The organism is Parerythrobacter lutipelagi (assembly GCF_005434975.1).
GTDB lineage: Bacteria > Pseudomonadota > Alphaproteobacteria > Sphingomonadales > Sphingomonadaceae > Parerythrobacter_A > Parerythrobacter_A lutipelagi.
Window position 1 is genome coordinate 1147740 of the sequence record NZ_SKCJ01000001.1, and the last position, 17731, is coordinate 1165470.

The 17731-nt window shown below is 60.5% G+C and carries 16 protein-coding genes; 7 read left to right on the forward strand and 9 right to left on the reverse strand.

Annotated features, from left to right (window positions below):
• Positions 1–4 precede the first annotated feature (4 nt).
• Positions 5–415, forward strand: coding sequence for a DUF3035 domain-containing protein (locus tag E0502_RS05740; protein ID WP_137676951.1), 411 nt, complete (start codon positions 5–7; stop codon positions 413–415).
• 516 nt (positions 416–931) lie between these two features.
• Here E0502_RS05740 and E0502_RS05745 read toward each other — a convergent pair.
• Positions 932–2233, reverse strand: coding sequence for a hemolysin family protein (locus E0502_RS05745; RefSeq protein WP_137676952.1), 1302 nt, complete (start codon positions 2231–2233; stop codon positions 932–934).
• Between the two features lie 178 nt (positions 2234–2411).
• Between E0502_RS05745 and E0502_RS05750 the strand changes: the two genes are divergently transcribed.
• Complete coding sequence (locus E0502_RS05750; protein WP_137676953.1) at positions 2412–3107, forward strand: YiaD family glycine zipper/OmpA-like lipoprotein; 696 nt, start codon at positions 2412–2414, stop codon at positions 3105–3107.
• Positions 3108–3181: 74 nt separating this feature from the next.
• Here E0502_RS05750 and E0502_RS05755 read toward each other — a convergent pair whose 3' ends face one another.
• On the reverse strand, positions 3182–3973 hold the full coding sequence (locus E0502_RS05755) for a 3'(2'),5'-bisphosphate nucleotidase CysQ (protein WP_137676954.1): 792 nt from the start codon (positions 3971–3973) through the stop codon (positions 3182–3184).
• 100 nt (positions 3974–4073) lie between these two features.
• Here E0502_RS05755 and sucC point away from each other — a divergent pair, with 100 nt between their 5' ends.
• On the forward strand, positions 4074–5273 hold the full coding sequence (gene sucC, locus E0502_RS05760) for an ADP-forming succinate--CoA ligase subunit beta (RefSeq protein WP_137676955.1): 1200 nt from the start codon (positions 4074–4076) through the stop codon (positions 5271–5273).
• Between the two features lie 108 nt (positions 5274–5381).
• On the opposite strand, the gene E0502_RS05765 is transcribed toward sucC, so the two are convergent.
• Positions 5382–5918: a DUF6265 family protein gene (locus tag E0502_RS05765; RefSeq protein ID WP_240048880.1), complete on the reverse strand. Its 537-nt coding sequence runs from the start codon at positions 5916–5918 to the stop codon at positions 5382–5384.
• Positions 5919–6086: 168 nt separating this feature from the next.
• Here E0502_RS05765 and E0502_RS05770 point away from each other — a divergent pair, with 168 nt between their 5' ends.
• Genes E0502_RS05770 through E0502_RS05780 form a run of 3 tightly spaced genes read left to right on the forward strand, consistent with a single transcriptional unit; the run spans position 6087 to position 8755 of the window.
• Positions 6087–6839, forward strand: a complete 753-nt coding sequence (locus E0502_RS05770) for an electron transfer flavoprotein subunit beta/FixA family protein (protein WP_137676956.1) — start codon at positions 6087–6089, stop codon at positions 6837–6839.
• Positions 6839–7768, forward strand: a complete 930-nt coding sequence (locus E0502_RS05775) for an electron transfer flavoprotein subunit alpha/FixB family protein (protein WP_137676957.1) — start codon at positions 6839–6841, stop codon at positions 7766–7768. Before E0502_RS05770 ends, E0502_RS05775 begins: the two co-directional genes overlap by 1 nt.
• A 39-nt stretch (positions 7769–7807) precedes the next feature.
• Complete coding sequence (locus E0502_RS05780) at positions 7808–8755, forward strand: energy transducer TonB (RefSeq protein WP_137676958.1); 948 nt, start codon at positions 7808–7810, stop codon at positions 8753–8755.
• A gap of 54 nt (positions 8756–8809) precedes the next feature.
• On the opposite strand, the gene E0502_RS05785 is transcribed toward E0502_RS05780, so the two are convergent.
• The 5 genes from E0502_RS05785 to sciP all read right to left on the reverse strand — a co-directional run bounded on the left by E0502_RS05785 (position 8810) and on the right by sciP (position 15732).
• Positions 8810–10018 carry a DUF445 domain-containing protein gene (locus tag E0502_RS05785; RefSeq protein ID WP_137676959.1) on the reverse strand — a complete coding sequence of 403 codons (1209 nt, stop codon included), beginning with the start codon at positions 10016–10018 and terminating at the stop codon, positions 8810–8812.
• 65 nt (positions 10019–10083) lie between these two features.
• The gene (locus E0502_RS05790) at positions 10084–13638 is read right to left on the reverse strand and encodes an efflux RND transporter permease subunit (protein ID WP_137676960.1); all 3555 of its coding nucleotides are present in this window, start codon (positions 13636–13638) and stop codon (positions 10084–10086) included.
• Positions 13639–13652: 14 nt separating this feature from the next.
• Positions 13653–14843, reverse strand: a complete 1191-nt coding sequence (locus tag E0502_RS05795) for an efflux RND transporter periplasmic adaptor subunit (RefSeq protein WP_137676961.1) — start codon at positions 14841–14843, stop codon at positions 13653–13655.
• Positions 14844–15059: 216 nt separating this feature from the next.
• Positions 15060–15314: a GlsB/YeaQ/YmgE family stress response membrane protein gene (locus E0502_RS05800; protein WP_137676962.1), complete on the reverse strand. Its 255-nt coding sequence runs from the start codon at positions 15312–15314 to the stop codon at positions 15060–15062.
• Between the two features lie 118 nt (positions 15315–15432).
• A complete protein-coding gene (sciP, locus tag E0502_RS05805; protein WP_137676963.1) occupies positions 15433–15732 on the reverse strand; it encodes a CtrA inhibitor SciP in 300 nt (99 codons plus the stop codon).
• Positions 15733–16190: 458 nt separating this feature from the next.
• On the opposite strand from sciP, the gene mnmA reads away from it, so the two are divergent.
• Positions 16191–17348 (forward strand): tRNA 2-thiouridine(34) synthase MnmA, encoded by a 1158-nt coding sequence (gene mnmA, locus E0502_RS05810; RefSeq protein WP_137676964.1) that lies wholly within the window; start codon positions 16191–16193, stop codon positions 17346–17348.
• Positions 17349–17358: 10 nt separating this feature from the next.
• Here the strand turns inward: mnmA and E0502_RS05815 are convergent, their stop codons facing one another.
• Complete coding sequence (locus E0502_RS05815; RefSeq protein WP_137676965.1) at positions 17359–17700, reverse strand: hypothetical protein; 342 nt, start codon at positions 17698–17700, stop codon at positions 17359–17361.
• Between the last annotated feature and the right edge of the window lie 31 nt (positions 17701–17731).

The window sequence follows — 17731 nt, forward strand, 5'->3', positions numbered from 1 at the left end:
GACTATGCATATTTCGACCAAACTCATCCTTCTTGCCGGCGGCAGCGCCATGCTGGCGGCCTGCGGCGGCGGCGGCATTCTGACCCGTGAGCGTCCGGACGAGATGGCCGTGCAACGGCAGGCGCCGCTGGTCGTCCCGCCGGACTTCAACCTCGTCCCGCCATCGGCAGGCGCGCCGCGCCCGGCAGAAGGCACCGCGAGCGAACAGGCGCTCGAAGCCCTGTTTGGCGGCCCGGCACCGCGCAGCCAGATCGAAACCAGCGCGCTCGACCGCGCCGGGGTTGCGGCACCGGGCATCCGCTCCTCGGTTGGCGATCCGGAAACCAACACCGTCGCCAAAGGCCGCGTGACCCGCGACATCATCGCCGCCCCCGAAGGTGACGGCCAGTTCGCAAGCGCAGTGATTCCGGGCTAACTGCTTCTCTTGTTTCGCCTCAATCGCCGGCGGGCCCATTCGGGCCCTTAGGCTTTCCTCGCTTTCGGTCACTCCGTGACCTTCGCTGCGGGCGGCCCTTTGGGCCTTTGGCTGACGCGACCAGGAACCCGGTCGAATTCGAGTGGCTTGGAATGGTTCGGTCCGCGACCAGCGGACCGCGAGCGCACGCGGGCGAGCCGCAGGTGCCCCGAAGCGAAGCGGAGGGAACAGCACCGAGGACGAACCGACGGATGTCGGTTCGAAAAACAAGGGATCAGAACGCTTCGACACGCACCTGCGAATATTGCTGTCCTACATCACCGGCGGCGTGGCATGGTCTGCATATGATCTTTGCCGGACAAGCGCCACAACAACTTTCAGAGCCTCATGAGGGGGCGGGCCCTCCCATCAACACCGGTCTTGCAAATTTTCTCGATTAGTATCGTAATTTCAGCAGCTTAACTGAAATCGGGTAACTTGACAGGGTGTCAACTTCGTCAAGCAGCTGTCAAGCGGTCAGTTATCCGGGGTTCGTGAGACGAGCAGCTTGTCGATCTTGCGGCCATCCATATCGACCACTTCGAAGCGCCAGCCCTGCTCTTCGAAGCTCTCGCCTTCGCGCGGCAGACGCTTGAGGACTGACAGGGCGAAACCCGCGACGGTCGCGAATTCGCGTTCGTCGCCATAATCCAGTCCGAGCCGTTCCGCGAGCTCTTCCGCCGATGTCCCGCCGGACACCAGCAGGCTGCCATCGGCGCGTTCGGTTACCGGCGGCTCGTCGCCCTCGTCTCGGTTGCTTTCGAAATGGCCGACCAGTGCCGTCAGCAAATCGACCGGCGTGATCACGCCGTCGAGATGGCCGTATTCATCATGCACCATCGCCATCGCAACTTCGGATTGCTGGAGCAGGCGCAGCGCATCCATCGCGTCGAGCTGGTCCGGCACAACCTCTGCCCGTTTCATCAAACGGCGCAGAGATACGGGCTTGTTTGCAACCATCTGCGCCAGGACTTCGCGCACTTTGACCACACCGACGATGCGGTCGGTCGAACCGATCCCGACCGGCAATAGCGAATGCGGACTTTGCTCGATCGCGTCGCGAATGGCCGCCTCGTCAGCTGTAAGCTCGACCCAGTCGATCTCTGTTCGCGGCGTCATCACTTCGCGCACCGGACGCTCTGCCAGCCGCACGACGCCGGCGAGGATGCTGCCCTGGTCTTTCTCGATCACGCCGTGGCGGCTTGCCTCGGCGAAGATCATATGCAGCTCTTCCGCGGTTACGCTCGATTGGCCTCCGGGCCGTACGCCAAGCAGGCGAATCAGCAAGCCGGATGAGGAATCAAGCAACCATACGAAAGGCGCCGCGACCCGTGCCATCAAGGCCATCGGACGCGCCATGACGAGCGAGATGGGCACCGCTGCGCGAAGTGCGACTTGCTTGGGAACGAGTTCGCCAACCACCAGGCTGAAATAGGTCGTTACGACGATGACCAGCGCAAATCCGGCCTCTTCTGCATATTCAGGCGGAAACCCTGTAGCTGCGAGGCGTTCGGCAACCGGCCCGCCGAGGCTTGCTCCGGAATAGGCTCCGTTGATGATCCCGATCAGAGTGATTCCGATCTGCACGGTCGACAGGAACTTGCCCGGGTTCGACGCAAGAGCGATCGCAGTCGCCGCGCTTCTGCTGCCGCGGTCGGCCGCGCCTTGCAGCTGCCCGGTGCGTGCAGAGACAATCGCCAGCTCTGACATGGCGAATACGCCGTTGAGCACGATCAGCCCGGCGATAATGATCAGGTCGGTCCAAGGAAAGGGTGTCACGTCGTCAGCGCTAGCAGAAACGGGGCCGCACGCCAGCCCGCTGTAAATTCTTGTGTGTGGATCATGCCATTCAGGAACGAGAGGCCCATGTCGAACGTATGACAAAGGTAGCGCGGTGTGCCGATGCGGTGGGACCGGTTATCTGCGCGCCAACAGAACAAGAAAGGGGAGACCCCCAATGAAGAATTCAAAACTTTTGATCTCGAGCCTGGCCGCGATTTCGCTGGCAACCGTTTCCGGCTGTGTCACCGATCCCAACACGGGTGAGCAGAAGGTCTCGCGTACCGCCGGCGGCGCTGTAATCGGCGGCGCGCTGGGCTATTTGCTCGGCGATATTATCGGCGGTGACGCAGCCCGGATCATCGGTGCTGGCGTTGGCGGAACCGCAGGTGCCGTTCTCGGCAAGCAGTTCGACGACCAGATTCGCGAGCTTGACGAGGAAGTCGCCGGGACCGGCGTGGACGTCGAGGAAATCGGCGATCAGGACGCGATTCTGGTCCGCCTTCCCGATGGCGTGACCTTTGCAACCGGCTCAGCCAATATCAATGCGGGCTTCTACGGCACGCTCGATTCGGTCGCTGCCAGCCTGGTCAAGTATCCCAACAGCCTGATCGATGTGTACGGCTTTACCGATACGACCGGCTCGGACGCACTGAACCAGCGTCTGTCCGAGCAGCGCGCTCAGGCGGTTGCCGACTACCTCGTCTCGCGGGGCGTGGCGCGGTCGCGGATCGCGACACAGGGCTTTGGCGAACGGTATGATTACCTCCGCGTGAAGACCGGAGATGGCGTGGCTGAACCGCTCAACCGCCGGGTCGAAATCAAGATCACACCGGTATCGCAGGACGACGTGCAGGCCGCTCAAGGCATGTAAGTCTGCCAGCAATCAACTGACGCAGGAAAAGGCGGCCTTCGGGTCGCCTTTTTCGTTTGCGGGCTGGCGCAGGATCAGATGCTGCCGGTCCCGGCGATGGAATGCGCGCGGTCGGCCAGATGATCGATTGCAGCGCCATGAATTGCCGGAGCACTCACCAGCAGGCCAAAAGCGCGCGGATCGCGCTTGTTATAGGCGAGATTCTTGCCGAAGGCGTCGGTGGTCGCCGCGCCTGCTTCCCGCGCGATCAGCGCCGCAGCGCCAATATCCCATTCGAACCCCCAGCGGAGCGTCGCGATCAGGTCCGCTTCGTCCGCAGCGACCATTGCAATGCGCAGGGCGATGGAATTGGGCTTGTCCACCGTCGACAATATCTGATCGGTTTTGGGCAAGCTGTCGGCCGGGACTCTCGCTCCGGCGAATTCAGCCCGTGTCGACGCGACAAGGCGCGATCCATTGCGCCACGATCCTTGCCCGGCGATGCCAGTCCAGTGCTCACCCCTTCCGGGCGCGTCGAGCATCCCGATCAGCGGACGACCTTCGCTGATCAGCGCCACTGACACCGCCCAGCCGCTGCGCCCGCGCAGAAAATCGCGTGTTCCGTCGATCGGATCGACCAGCCAGATCAGGCCTTTATCGAGCCGGTCGGGTGCATCGACCGTTTCTTCCGATAGCCAGCCAGCTGCAGGCAACAGCGCGCCAAGCTCGCGGTGCAGGAATGTATCGACCTCTATATCGGCGTCGCACACCGGGCTGCCAGGCTCTTTTTCCCAGCTCTTCACGGTGCCACCTGCCCCAGGCCACAGGGCATGCGCCATGCGGCCGGCTTCGCGGACAATCTCTTCGAGACGGGAACGATCGATCACGCAAATCGCTCTGGGCGCAGAGAGGGCACTTTTCAAGCGCGCTCATCCATGCTTAGGCGCGCTGAAGTCTACCCTACCTGCGGAAACGGAAAAAGAACCGATGAACATCCACGAATATCAGGCCAAGGAACTGCTCGCGAAATATGGCATCGGCATACCCGCTGGCCACGCGGCGCTCACCGTCGAAGAAGCGGTCGAAGGCGCAAAGAAGCTTCCCGGGCCGCTGTATGTCGTGAAGGCACAGATTCACGCCGGTGGCCGCGGCAAGGGCAAGTTCAAGGAACTCGGCCCGGATGCGAAGGGCGGCGTGCGTTTGGCGAAATCGATCGAGGAAGTCGAAGCCAGCGCCAAGGAAATGCTCGGCAACACTCTCGTCACGATCCAGACGGGTGACGAAGGCAAACAGGTCAATCGCCTCTATGTCACCGATGGTGTCGACATTGCACAGGAATACTACCTGTCGATGCTGGTCGACCGTGCGACCGGCCGCGTCGCGATGATCGTTTCGACCGAAGGCGGGATGGACATCGAGGAAGTCGCCCATTCGACGCCTGAGAAGATCACCACGATCACCATCGATCCGGCGCAAGGCTTCATGCCGCATCACGGCCGCGCTGCTGCTTTCGCTCTCGAGCTGACCGGCGATCTGGGCAAACAGTGCCAGAAACTGACCAAGCAGCTCTATACTGCGTTCATGGATCTCGATTGCGAAATGCTCGAGATCAATCCGCTGGTCGAAACGGACGACGGTCAGCTGCTGGTGCTCGACACCAAGATGAGCTTCGACGGCAACGCGCTGTTCCGCCACAAGGATGTGGAGGCGCTGCGCGACGTGACGGAAGAAGATCCGGCGGAAGTCGAAGCGAGCGAATACGACCTCGCCTACATCAAGCTCGATGGCAATATCGGTTGCATGGTCAACGGCGCAGGCCTCGCCATGGCGACGATGGACATCATCAAGCTCAACGGCGCCTTTCCGGCCAACTTCCTCGACGTGGGTGGCGGCGCGACGACCGAGAAGGTCACTGCTGCGTTCAAGATCATCCTCAAGGATCCGGCAGTCGAGGGAATCCTGGTCAACATCTTTGGCGGCATCATGAAGTGCGACGTGATCGCCAATGGCATCGTTCAGGCGGCCAAGGACGTGAACCTGTCGGTTCCGCTGGTGGTCCGCCTGGAAGGCACCAACGTTCAGCAGGGCAAGGACATTCTCGAAAACTCAGGTCTGCCGATCGTCAGCGCCGACGATCTGGGCGACGCTGCCCGCAAGATCGTGGCCGAGGTCAAGAAGGCGGCATAGCGCCGCCTTTTCCAACCTACAGGTTTGATCCCGCCAATCATCGGTGGGAGTCTCTGCGGTCAGCTTGGCAGAGGCCATCGCGTGGATCGACCACCCGAGGGCGGAGTGCTATTTCTCTGCAATGATGGCAGAGTGACCCATCCGCTGGAATCGGAACAGCAGTTCTTGCGGTTCCGGCTTGTCACTCTTCATCCGCACCGCTGCGACGAGGCCGTTCTCGCCGTCGCAGCGCAGAGTCAGCGCATGGAAATATGCCGCGCACTCTTCGACTGCGATGAGGCGGAAGGTCAGCATGCCGTCCTTCTCCTCCCAGCCGGTGAGGTCGGCGTTGAAATGTTTCAAGCGCAGCACCAGCGTGCCCTCTTGCTCCATCAGGTAGAGATGCTCGGTAAAGCGGATATCGCCCTCGCCCGTTTCCTGCACAAAGGTGCCGACCATGGTACCGCCGCTGGGCGGAAGCCAGCTTTCCATCGCGGGCGCGCCGCCGATGCCGGTGCCGACCCACTGGCCGACCAGCCAGTCCATCTGCTCGATCGTTGCGTGTGGAGAGACGAACCCTTCTTCCGCCACACGCGTCTCCTGCGCCGCGAGCGGCGCGCCCATGCAAACTGTCATGATCGCCAAAAGCCCGAAGATCGCTCGCATAAAACCTCCCATTCGCAGGCGATTGTAGCGCGGTCTGGGAAAATCGCCTAGCTAGGATGGAACTGGCGCGGCAACGCGTTCGTTGCATGTTCGAGAGGCCTCGCAACTTGACGTTTACGTAAACGCAAGATAGGCGAGCGCCAAGACCATTCAGAGGAAGGATATCCCATGAAAATCCTCGTCCCCGTCAAACGGGTGATCGATTACAACGTCAAGCCGCGCGTCAAGGCGGACGGGTCGGGCATCGACCTGCAGAACGTCAAGATGAGCATGAACCCGTTCGACGAAATCGCCGTAGAAGAAGCGATTCGGATCAAGGAAGCGGGCAAGGCGGAAGAGATCATCGCTGTGTCTGTCGGCCCGGCCAAGGCACAGGAAACGCTGCGTACCGCGCTGGCCATGGGTGCCGACCGTGCGATTCTTGTCGAGGTCGAAGACGGCGTCGATGTCGAGCCGCTCGCCGTTGCGAAAATCCTCAAGGCGATCGCCGACGAGGAAAGCCCCGGGATCGTAATGCTGGGCAAACAGTCGATCTCGGACGATTCGAACCAGACCGGCCAGATGCTCGCTGCGCTCATGGGCCGCCCGCAAGGCACCTTTGCCAACACGGTCGAGGTCGAAGCAGACTCGGTCACGGTCAAGCGCGAGATCGACGGTGGTCTCGAAACCGTGAAGCTGACGCTCCCGGCCATTGTCACGACCGACCTTCGCCTCAACGAGCCGCGCTATGCTTCCTTGCCGAACATCATGAAGGCCAAGAAGAAGCCGCTCGACACGAAGACGCCGGCCGACTTCGGTGTCGACATTGCGCCGCGCCTTACCACCACCAATGTCAGCGAGCCGCCGGTTCGCCAGGCCGGTGAAAAGGTCGCGGATGTCGACGCGCTGGTTGCCAAGCTCAAAGCCATGGGAGTCGCCTGATGAAGACGCTAGTCTGGGTCGAACACGACAATTCCGAACTCAAGGACGCCACTCTGAGCGTCGTCACTGCCGCTGCAAAACTGGGTGAAGTTCACTTGCTGGTTGCCGGATCCGGCTGTTCCGGCGTGGCTGATCAGGCTGCAAAGATCGCCGGCGTGGGGAAAGTCCACCTCGCTGATGATGCAGCTTATGAACACGCCTTGGCGGAGAATGTCGCGCCGCTGATTGCCGATCTGATGGGCCATCACGACGCCGTGCTGTTCCCCGCCACAACGACGGGCAAGAATATTGCACCCCGCGTCGCAGCCCTGCTCGACGTGATGCAGATTTCCGACATTCTTTCGGTCGAAGGCGGCAAGGTTTTCACCCGTCCGATTTACGCCGGCAACGCGATTGCGACGGTTGAAAGCAGCGACGCAAAGCTGGTCATCACCGTTCGCGGCACTGCGTTCGACAAGGCCGAGCCCGCAGGCGGTTCGGCTGCGGTCGAAGCGGTTTCCGGACCGGGCGACGCGGGCCTTTCAAGCTTTGTCGGCTCAGAGATCGCGGAAAGCGAGCGTCCGGAATTGACCAGCGCGAAGATCATCGTGTCCGGTGGCCGCGCGCTCAAGGATGCCGAGACATTCGAGCAGTTCATCACGCCGCTGGCAGACAAGCTGGGCGCGGGCATCGGTGCCTCGCGCGCAGCAGTCGACGCCGGTTATGTCCCCAACGATTACCAGGTCGGCCAGACGGGCAAGATCGTCGCCCCCGAAGTCTACATCGCCATCGGCATCTCGGGCGCGATTCAGCACCTAGCTGGCATGAAGGACTCCAAGACCATCATCGCAATCAACAAGGATGAAGACGCGCCGATCTTCCAGGTCGCGGATATCGGCCTTGTGGCGGATCTGTACAAAGCCGTGCCGGAGCTCACTGAAAAGTTGTAACCACTTGCCTATGCTTTGCAGCCTAATTAGCTGTCGGGCATGAGCATTTTGGCAAAAATGAAGGCTGGCGCGGGCATCTTTGCTTGCGCCGGTCTTTTTTTATTCTCAGGTTGTTCTGCTGCGGCGCAGCCAGAAGTCCTGGCCCGTACGTTCAAGAACTTCCCTGCAGAGGTGGTCAACCGCAAGAGCGCCGTCAAGCTACAGCCCTTAGGGCAGTGGATCATGGACTATGGAGACAACAATTGCAGGTTATCGAGGCTTTTCGGGAGCGCCGATGAACCTCATCTCGTGATGATCGAGCAGGCTGCCCCGTCTGGTCAGTTCGGACTTACGCTTGCCGGTCCGGGGATTCGGAACTTCCGCAAAGGCACGCGGACCTATCTTGGCCTCTTGAACGACGTCCCGATGAAGCCCCTGCAAGGATCGATGCGAGGATCTGTCGACAAGATCGGCCCGGCCATCATACTAAGCAGCGTCTTCATTAGCGAGCAAGCGCGTGAGGACATCGACAACAGCTTCAGCAAAGCGACCGGAATCGACATCGGACAGGCCGGGAAAATTGATCGCGTCGTCCTCAAGCTCGGGTCGACGGTTATGAGTTTCGAGACCGGCAATCTCGAAGAGGCCATGGTCGCGATGAATACCTGCACTACGAACCTGCTCGAGTCCTGGGGCCTGAGCGCCGAAGAACACCGAGCTTACGCACCGCCCAAATGGCTGAACATGGACGACGTCGTTCGACGCATCGTGACCAATTACCCGGCGGCAGCCCTCTATCGCGGGGAACAAGCCATCCTCAGGCTACGTGTTATCGTCGAGACCGACGGATCGGTATCGAACTGCCATCTGGAAAATTCGACAGAGACCGAGAGGCTGGTTTCGCCAGCCTGCACCGAAATGCTCGAAGCGCGTTTTGAGCCTGCACGCAATGCCGCCAACAAACCGATGCGCTCTTATTACGCAACTACCGTGAGGTACGTTCTGTAAGCTGGTGTCGGGCGACATTGCCTCGGCGTCGGTGCAACCCGCACCTAGCCAGTCTTAAAGCCATCCATCCGCGAAATGGATCGTCATTCCGACAAGTCCGCCGACCAGCGTTCCGTTGATCCGGATGAACTGCAAGTCCCTTCCGACAGCGCCTTCGACCCGGTCGGTGATGGTCCGCGCATCCCAGCGCTTCACGGTCTCCGATACCAGCTGCACGATCTGGTCGCCATAGCGGCTTGATACGCCGACCGCCGTTCGGCGCGCGAAACGGTTGACCTGATTCTGCAAGCGCACATCGGCCTTCAGCGCTTCACCCAGTTCCGCCAGGCTCAGCCGCAGTTCTCCGCCCAGCGAGCTTTCGGGATCGCGCGCCCGGCGTATGAGCGACTGGCGGATGCGTTCCCACACGCCCATCCACCATTCGGCAATGGCCGGATTTTCCAGCATGTCGCGCTTGAGAATTTCGACCCGCTCGCGCGTTGCCGGATCGTGCTGCAAATCACGCGCCAGCGTTTCGAGCCCCTCCTCCATCTTGTGGCGCAGCGGGTGCTCGGGATCGACCAGAACCTCTGCCAGCAAGCGATACAGACCGTCCAGCACCGAGCTGGAAATGCGCTCGTCCAATCCGGTCCAGCGCAGCACCGCATTGGCGCGGTTCTTGATGATATCGCGAACGGTTTCCTCGTTGTCTTCGAGCGTCAGCCCGGTCCACCGGATCAAACCATCCATCAACGGCAAATGCTTTTTATCAGCGATCGCGCTTGCAAGCATGCGCCCGAGCAACGGCGCAACCTCCAGCTTGGCCAGTTGAACTTTGAGGCCCGAGCGGACCTGCGTACCGAGACGAGCCGGATCAAGCGACTCGAGCACTTCAGCGATCAGTTCTGCTGCACCACCGGTAATTCGCGAGCGCGTGTCGCCTTGCGGTGCGACGAGAAAATCGCCTGCCGCCGATGCGATATTCATAGTCTGCATCCGGCGCGCGACAACTGTCGGAATCAGGAAATTCTCGCGCAGGAACTGCGCCATCGTGTCGGCAATCCGGTCCTTGTTCTCAGGAATGATCGCGGTGTGCGGTATCGGAATGCCAAGCGGGTGGCGGAACAGAGCGGTGACCGCGAACCAGTCTGCCAATCCGCCGACCATCGCCGCTTCGGCAAAGGCGTGGACGTAGCCCCAGGCGGGGTGCTGATCGAGCACCTGCTTGGTCGCGACGAACAGCGCAGCCATGACCAGCAGCATGATAGTCGCTGTCCAGCGCATTGTCCGCGCCCGATCTGGCGGCAGACGATGCGCCGAAACGACTATGGGTCGTGACGGTTTCGCGCTCACTCGGCCGGTTGGCCGTCCGGGGGAATGCGGCTTGCAGGAATTGGGGCCGGCTTATCCGGTCCCGGTCCCGGTCCCGAACCAGGCCCCGGCCCTGACCCGGGTCCAGCCGGCTGAGGCACAAATTCGGCATCATCGCCCGGACGATAGGTGAGGAACCTCTCTCGCAGCCACGGACCCATCCGTTTCTCCAGGCTGTCCGCCAGACTGAAGCCTGCCGGAACGATCAGCAGGGTCAACACCGTCGACAGGATCAATCCTCCGATCACAACCGTGCCCATCGGCGCGCGCCAGGCACCATCGCCCGACAGCGATAGAGCCGTGGGGACCATGCCAGCCGTCATGGCGACCGTTGTCATGACGATCGGCTGGGCACGTTTATGCCCTGCATCCATGATCGCATCGAATTTGTTTTTGCCTTCAGCCATTGCTTCGATTGCGAAGTCGATCAGCAGGATCGAGTTCTTGGACACGATGCCCAGCAACAGCAATATGCCGATCAGCACCGGCATCGACAGCGGCTGGCCAACGATCCAGACAAGGAATATCCCGCCGAGAGGAGCCAGAGCGAGCGAACACATGTTCACCAGCGGGCTCATCAAGCGCTTGTAGAGCAGTACCAGTGTCGCGAAAACAAGCAGGATGCCGGCAATCAATGCGACGGTGAAATTCTCCAGCAATTCAATCTGCAGTTCGTCTTCACCCACGGCATCGCGAATGACCCCGGAGGGCAAATTGCTCAGCGTCGGCAGCGCATTCACCTTTTCCATCGCATCGCCACGAAGAACACTGCTGGCAAGGTCAGCGCCAACGAAAACGCGGCGGTTCTGATTGTAGCGCTGGATCGAAGTTGGTCCCGAACCAAAGGATATGTCGGCAACTCGGCCCAGCGGAACGAAGCTGCCCGACGAAGTGGGCACCGGCAGATTGGCAATCGTGTCGATATCCTCGCGTGAGCTTTTCGGGAGCTTCACGCTGATCGGGATCTGCCGGTCCGAGAGGGAGAATTTGGCAGCGTTCTGCTCGATCTCACCCATCGTTGCGATACGGATCGCCTGGCTCAGCGCAACGGTTGTGACCCCGAGATCAGCGGCAATGTCTGGACGCGGGCGAATGATGATCTCCGGGCGCGGAATATCCGCGGTGATCCGCGGCGCGACAATCGAATCGAGACCTTTCAGCTCTTCGACCAATTGCGCGGCAGTGCTTTCCAGCAAATCCGGATTGGAGCCGGCCAGCATGATCGTGAGATCGCGGCCACTACCTGGTCCTCCGGGCCCGCCCTGCGACTGGAAACGAACGCGCGCATCGGGGAATTTGGCCAGTTCCGGAGCCAGATCGCGCTCGAACTCGAAGGATTTCTTTTCGCGGTCGGGGCTGAGCGTGATGTAGATCGTTGCATTGCCCTCTCGCACGCGCTCAAGCGCACGTTCGACATCGGGCTGTTCATACAACAAAGCAGCAACTTCATCGGCAACCCGCTCTGTCGTTTCGAGGGTCGTGCCGGGGACCATTTCGATTTCTACACGGCTGTTGTCCTGGTCGACTTCAGGCTGGAACTGGAACGGGGTCTGGCCGAACAGCAGGACAGTCAGCAGGAACGAAAAAAAGCCGACGCCGATCATCCAGACGCGGTGATCGAGGAACCGCGCTTCGAGATAGCGCCAGCTGTCGCGCATGCCCGAACCGAACACGCGCGAGAGCAGTCCGAGCGATTTGAGGAAAAGAAAACCAACAACGAAACCGAGCAATAGGACGATCGCGAACTGCACGAGCTCGAGCGGTCGATCGATCATTGTCCATAACGGCGATTCATCGTTCGCGACGGCCGCATTGGCAATCGCCTCCGGAAGGGCGAGCTGAGACAAGGCGTTATAGCTTTGCATCACGACCCCGCCGCTCAGTACGATCAGCATTATCAAGACTACGAGCAGCACGGGTACATAGACGGCTCGCCGCTTGATGCCGGGGAGCTTTTCCCGCGCTTCGATCATCTTGGAACGATCGAGCGACCAGTTGAGGACCGACATATAGCGGTCCATCCATGGGCCATCACCGTGGTTGGCATGACCCTTTGCCTTGAGGAAATAGGCGGCCAGCATCGGCGTTATCGCGCGCGCGACCGCCAGGCTCATCAGAACCGCCGCGACGATGGTCAGGCCGAAGTTCTGGAAGAACTGACCGGTAATGCCGGGCATGAGGCCAACCGGCAGAAAAACCGCGACAATACAGAACGACGTCGCAACAACGGCCAGTCCGATTTCATCGGCCGCGTCGATCGATGCCTGATAGGCGGATTTGCCCATTCGCATATGTCTGACGATATTCTCGATCTCGACGATGGCATCATCGACAAGCACACCAGCGACCAGGCCCAGCGCAAGCAAGGACATCTGGTTCAGGTTGAACCCCATCAGGTCCATGAACCAGAACGTCGGGATCGCGGATAGCGGAATGGCGATGGCCGAAATGACCGTGGCGCGCCAGTCACGCAGGAAGAAGAACACCACCACAACAGCCAGGATCGCGCCTTCGATCATCGCGGCAATCGAGCTTTCATATTGCTGCTCGGTGTATTTGACCGTGTTGAACAGCGGGATAAAGCGAACACCCGGATTTTCCGTCTCGATCCGCTCAATAACCAGTTTTGCCTCGTCAAACGTGGTCACGTCCGACGCGCCGCGCGCGCGGGACATGGCGAAGTTCACCACTTCTTTTTCGCGCACTTTGCTGATTGAATCGCGTTCGCTGAAACCGTCCCGCACGGTTGCGACATCGGTCAGGCGGATGGTCTGCCCGCCCGACACGCGGATTTGGCGCTGCGAGAGATCGAAAGCGCTTTCGTTGTTGCCCAGAACACGGACCGATTGCCGCGTCCCGCCAACTTCGGCCATGCCGCCTGCGGCATCGAGATTGTTCTGCCGCAATACCGAGTTGATCTGACCGGCTGTAACCCCAAGCGCCTGCATCCGCTGCAGATCGAGAATAACCTCGATCTCACGATTCACGCCGGCAAAGCGATTCACTTCAGCCATGCCTTCGACCGACAACAACTGCTTGGCGACTGTGTCGTCGATGAACCAGCTCAATTGCTCGATGGTCATGTCGTCGGCTTCGACTGCGTAGATCCCGAGGAAGCCACCGGCGATCTCGACCTTGTTTACCCGCGGCTCCAGGATTCCGTCAGGCAAGCTGCCACGCACGGAGTCGACTGCGTTTTTCACTTCCGAAACCGCAGCATTAACATCAGTGCCGATCTCGAATTCGACAAATGTGTTGGAGTTGCCTTCGCGCGCCGTCGACGAGATATTGCGCACGCCATTGAGCGAACGAACGGCGGATTCAACCCGCTGGGTGATCTGGTTTTCGATTTCCGTCGGCGCCGCGCCGGGTTGCGAAATGCTTACGTTGACGCCCGGGAACTCGATATCGGGATTGTTGACCACATCCATCCGGGCAAAACTGAGCAAGCCGGCAAAAAGCAACGCGGTGAAAAACACCAACGGAATCACCGGATTGCGAATTGACCATGCGGATATGTTCTGAAAGTTCATGAAGCCGCGTTTCCCTATTCGCCTTGCTTGCGCGGAACGACCGACTCGCCTGCGGTCAGGAACCCGCCCGCCCGAAGGACCACCGGTTCGGTGCCATTCAGGCCGGAGACAATCGCGATGCCATTTTCCGTGACAAGGCCGGTCTCGACCGCACGGCGCTGTGCCTTGTTTTCCTTGTCGACGACATAAACGAAGCTGCCCTTGTCATCCGACAGGACTGCCGATTCGGGCAGCATGGGCGCCACGATCGTTCCACTTTGAATAGTCGCGGTGGCAAAGCCGCCCGGGCGAAGCTCGGGAGCATAGGGCAGTGCGATCCGCGCCGTGCCCTGCCGGTTCTGCTGGTTGATCACCGGAGCTTTCTGCCAGACCTGACCGGTAAAGCGCTTGTCCGTACCGGCGGGCACGACAGTCGCTTCGACCCCCGTTGCAATCTTTGCGAGATCGTCTTCGCTGAGCTGCGCCAGCAATTCCATCTCGCCTCCACGCGCTACGGTGAACAGCGCGCCGGATCCGGCACTGACAATCTGGCCCGGCTCGACATTGCGCTCAAGAACCAGCCCGGAAGCTGGTGCGACGACGCTGAGCCGCGCGTTGCGTGCCCGCAGTTCGCGGACCTGCGCCTCTGCAACACGAACGCGTGCGACAGCGGCATTACGGGTTGCAGTGAGCCGGTCGACATCCGCCTTGGAAATAAAACCGCGCTCGACCAGTTGAAGCGCGCGGTCCAGATTGGCCTGTGCAAGCTGCGCGTCGGACTTGGCCACATCGACCTGTGCCGATGCGCTTGAAACTTGCTGATTCTGCACTGAGCGATCGATAACCGCCAGGACCTGGCCCGCGCGAACCCAATCGCCTGCATCGACCGTAACGGAGACCACCCGGCCGCCCTCGCCAGCCACGCCGACAGGCATTTCCCGTCGGGCCGCCAAGCTGCCGGTCGCGCTAATCTCGCCAGCGATCGTACCGGAGCCGGGAGAGATGACGGAAACGACCGGCGCCTGGTCGGCCCGATCATCAGCGCTAGCAGTAGTCGCGCCCTGTCCTTGCGAATAAAAATACAACCCGCCGCCGATAATCAGTGCAAGGATAATCGCCAGTGCGATCAGCACATTGCGTTTCGTGTTGGAAGAGGTTTCGCCATCAACCTGGCTCGAATCAAACGCTCCGTCTGACTCCGCCCGCACGGTTGTCTCGTAATTCATTGCTTACCTCGAATGGTCTGTGCCCCACGGCGAGAAGTGTGTTACACGCCTATGTCACCATGTGCAAGCAGCCTTAATGTAGTGTATTTGCATCCACTATCGCCGTTCGACAGACGACTTTCCGACCCGACGAATGCCTGTTCAACGAAATGGGCGGCCGACTCGAAAGCCGACCGCCCAATATGCTCTGACAACTTGCGGTGTCAGTGATCTGTTTTAGCGAGCCCGTCCGCGCTGTACGAGGTTCAGGACCAGCAACAGAATGACTGCGCCGATAAACGCCGTAATCAGGTAGCTGAGCCATTCGGGTGACAGATTGATATAGCTGCCCAGCAGGAAGCCGCCGATCAAGCCGCCAACCACACCGACAACAATGTTCAGGATAATGCCCATCGAGGCATCGCGGCCCATAACCATGCTGGCGAGCCAACCTGCGATGCCGCCGACGATTATCGTAATTAGAATTCCCATGGCCCGTAGCCTCCTGTTTTCATGATATTGCCTCGACAACGCTCGATAGGCATTGCTGGTTCCCGCGGGGACAAGCACGAAATCACGAAAGGCTGGACAGACTCTGTCCGTGGGGAGATCAGTATTTGAGCTGGCGCTCGTAAAGGTCTCGGTAATGCTGGATGCGCGTCACACGCAGCCCTTGCATCCCTGATCGATCGACCGCACGCTGCCAGGAAGCAAACTCCTCAAGTGTCAGTGTGTAGCGCTCGAGAACTTCATCGATCGTGAGCAAACCGCCATTCACAGCAGCCACGACTTCTGCCTTGCGGCGCACGACCCAGCGCTTGGTGCTCGGCTTGGGAAGATCAGCCAGCGTCAACGGCTCACCGAGTGGGCCGATAACCTTTGCGGGACGGATTTTCTGGTTCTCGATCATTACAACTCTCTATCGCCGGTTGGGCCATTCCCATGTGCGGGGGTCACCTGATCAACCGTCTTTGCCCCATCGGCTTTGCCATCGGTTAAATTGGCTTGGTTAACAAAGTCCGCTGTGGCTTTAACTCTTTCAGCCGTCCGGCTCGCGAAGCAGGCAAATCGGCCCGCATCCCTCGGCAGTGGTCGATGCAGAGTGGAGCGCAACTCGCGCGCAGCGGCAAAACGAGCAACCAACGCAGCCCATTCTGGCGTGCGCAGTTCGCGACAGTCCGGGGCAGTTGTGCGTCCGAAATCCAAGTGTGTGGCATCAATCATGTCGTCTTGGATAGGCTGCGATGGTCAAGATCGAGTAAAGCCGCGGTTTACCGGACGTTAGGATTGTAAAACCGCCCAATCTGCACAGAGGCCCTATCGGCACAGGGGTAGCGGCTCTGCACGCGTGCGTGTAAGGGCGCGCGGATGGATGCAACCACTCTGTTCGATGCCTCGCTGGACGTGGCCGGCCTGTTCGATCTGCCTCGTGCGGCGAAAGACAGCCGCATAGTTGTGGCCATGTCGGGCGGAGTCGATTCTTCGGTTGTCGCAGCGCTTGCCGCTGCCAGCGGTGCCGAAGTGATCGGCATCACGCTCCAGCTGTATGACTATGGCGCGGCAACCGGCCGCAAGGGCGCGTGCTGCGCCGGGGATGACATCTCCGACGCGCGTGCAGTGGCCGACAGGCTCGGAATTGCGCATTATGTGTTCGACCATGAAAGCGCGTTCCGCGAAGAAGTGGTCGAACAGTTTGCCGACGATTACCTCGCCGGGCGCACACCGGTGCCCTGCATCCGTTGCAATATGGGGCCCAAATTTACCGACCTGCTGCGCATGGCCCGTGAACTCGGCGCGGATTGCCTCGCGACCGGGCACTATGTGCGCCGCGTCATGGCGCCTGCCGGTCCGGAGTTGCATCGCGCACTCGATCCGTCGCGCGACCAGTCCTATTTTCTCTATGCCACGACGGAGGAGCAGCTCGATTTTCTGCGCTTCCCGCTTGGCGATATGCCCAAGACGCAGGTGCGCGAGCTGGCCGAGCGGGCCGGGCTGCGCAACGCTGCCAAGCCCGACAGCCAGGACATCTGTTTCGTACCCGACGGCAATTACGCAAAGATCGTCGAGAAAATGCGGCCCGAAGGCGGAACATCCGGTGCGATAGTACATGCTGCGTCCGGCGAGGTGCTTGGCGAACACAAGGGCATTATCCACTTTACAGTCGGCCAGCGGCGCGGGCTTGAAATCGGCGGGCAGCCCGAACCACTCTACGTGATCGGCATCAATGCAGAGAGCGCCGAAGTGCGCGTCGGACCGCGGCGTATGCTGGCGGTCGAGGCAGCAACTGTTATCGAAACCAACCGCATCGGTCCTCTGCCGGGTGGACAGCTGGCAGCAAAAGTGCGTTCGCTGTCCAAGCCCGTTCCTGTGACGCTGGAGGGCTCACCGGGCGAGGGATCGAGTATCCGGCTGCGTTTCGAACAGCCCGAATTCGGAGTTTCGCCCGGCCAGGCTGCGGTAATCTATGCCGGCGAACGGGTGATCGGTGGCGGCTGGATTGCCGATACCGAAGCGGTCGAGGCCTGAAGCACCCGGCCTATTCTTCCCACTGTTCCAGCACGCAGCCATACCCGGCACGATAACTTGCGCTATGCGCTGCGATCAGGGGGAAGCGCGCGGTGACGCTCTTAGTTTCCTGATTATCGACCAGCGTAATCAGTTCCATCCCTTCGAGCTTGTCCTTGTCGCAATCTTCCAGGGTGCGGTCGGAGACATAGCGGCACGAGCAAGCGACACGCGCCATATAGGCGGTCCCGGCAACGGCATTACCTTGAATTGTGCCGCCGTAAGCCCACGCACCTCCGCCCAGCAGCAGGGCGATCACCGCCAGTGCCCAAGGCCAGCGACTGGATCTGCTTGTCGCGGCCGATTTCACCATTGCCAACTTCTCCTGCTTGCGCGAGTGAGCC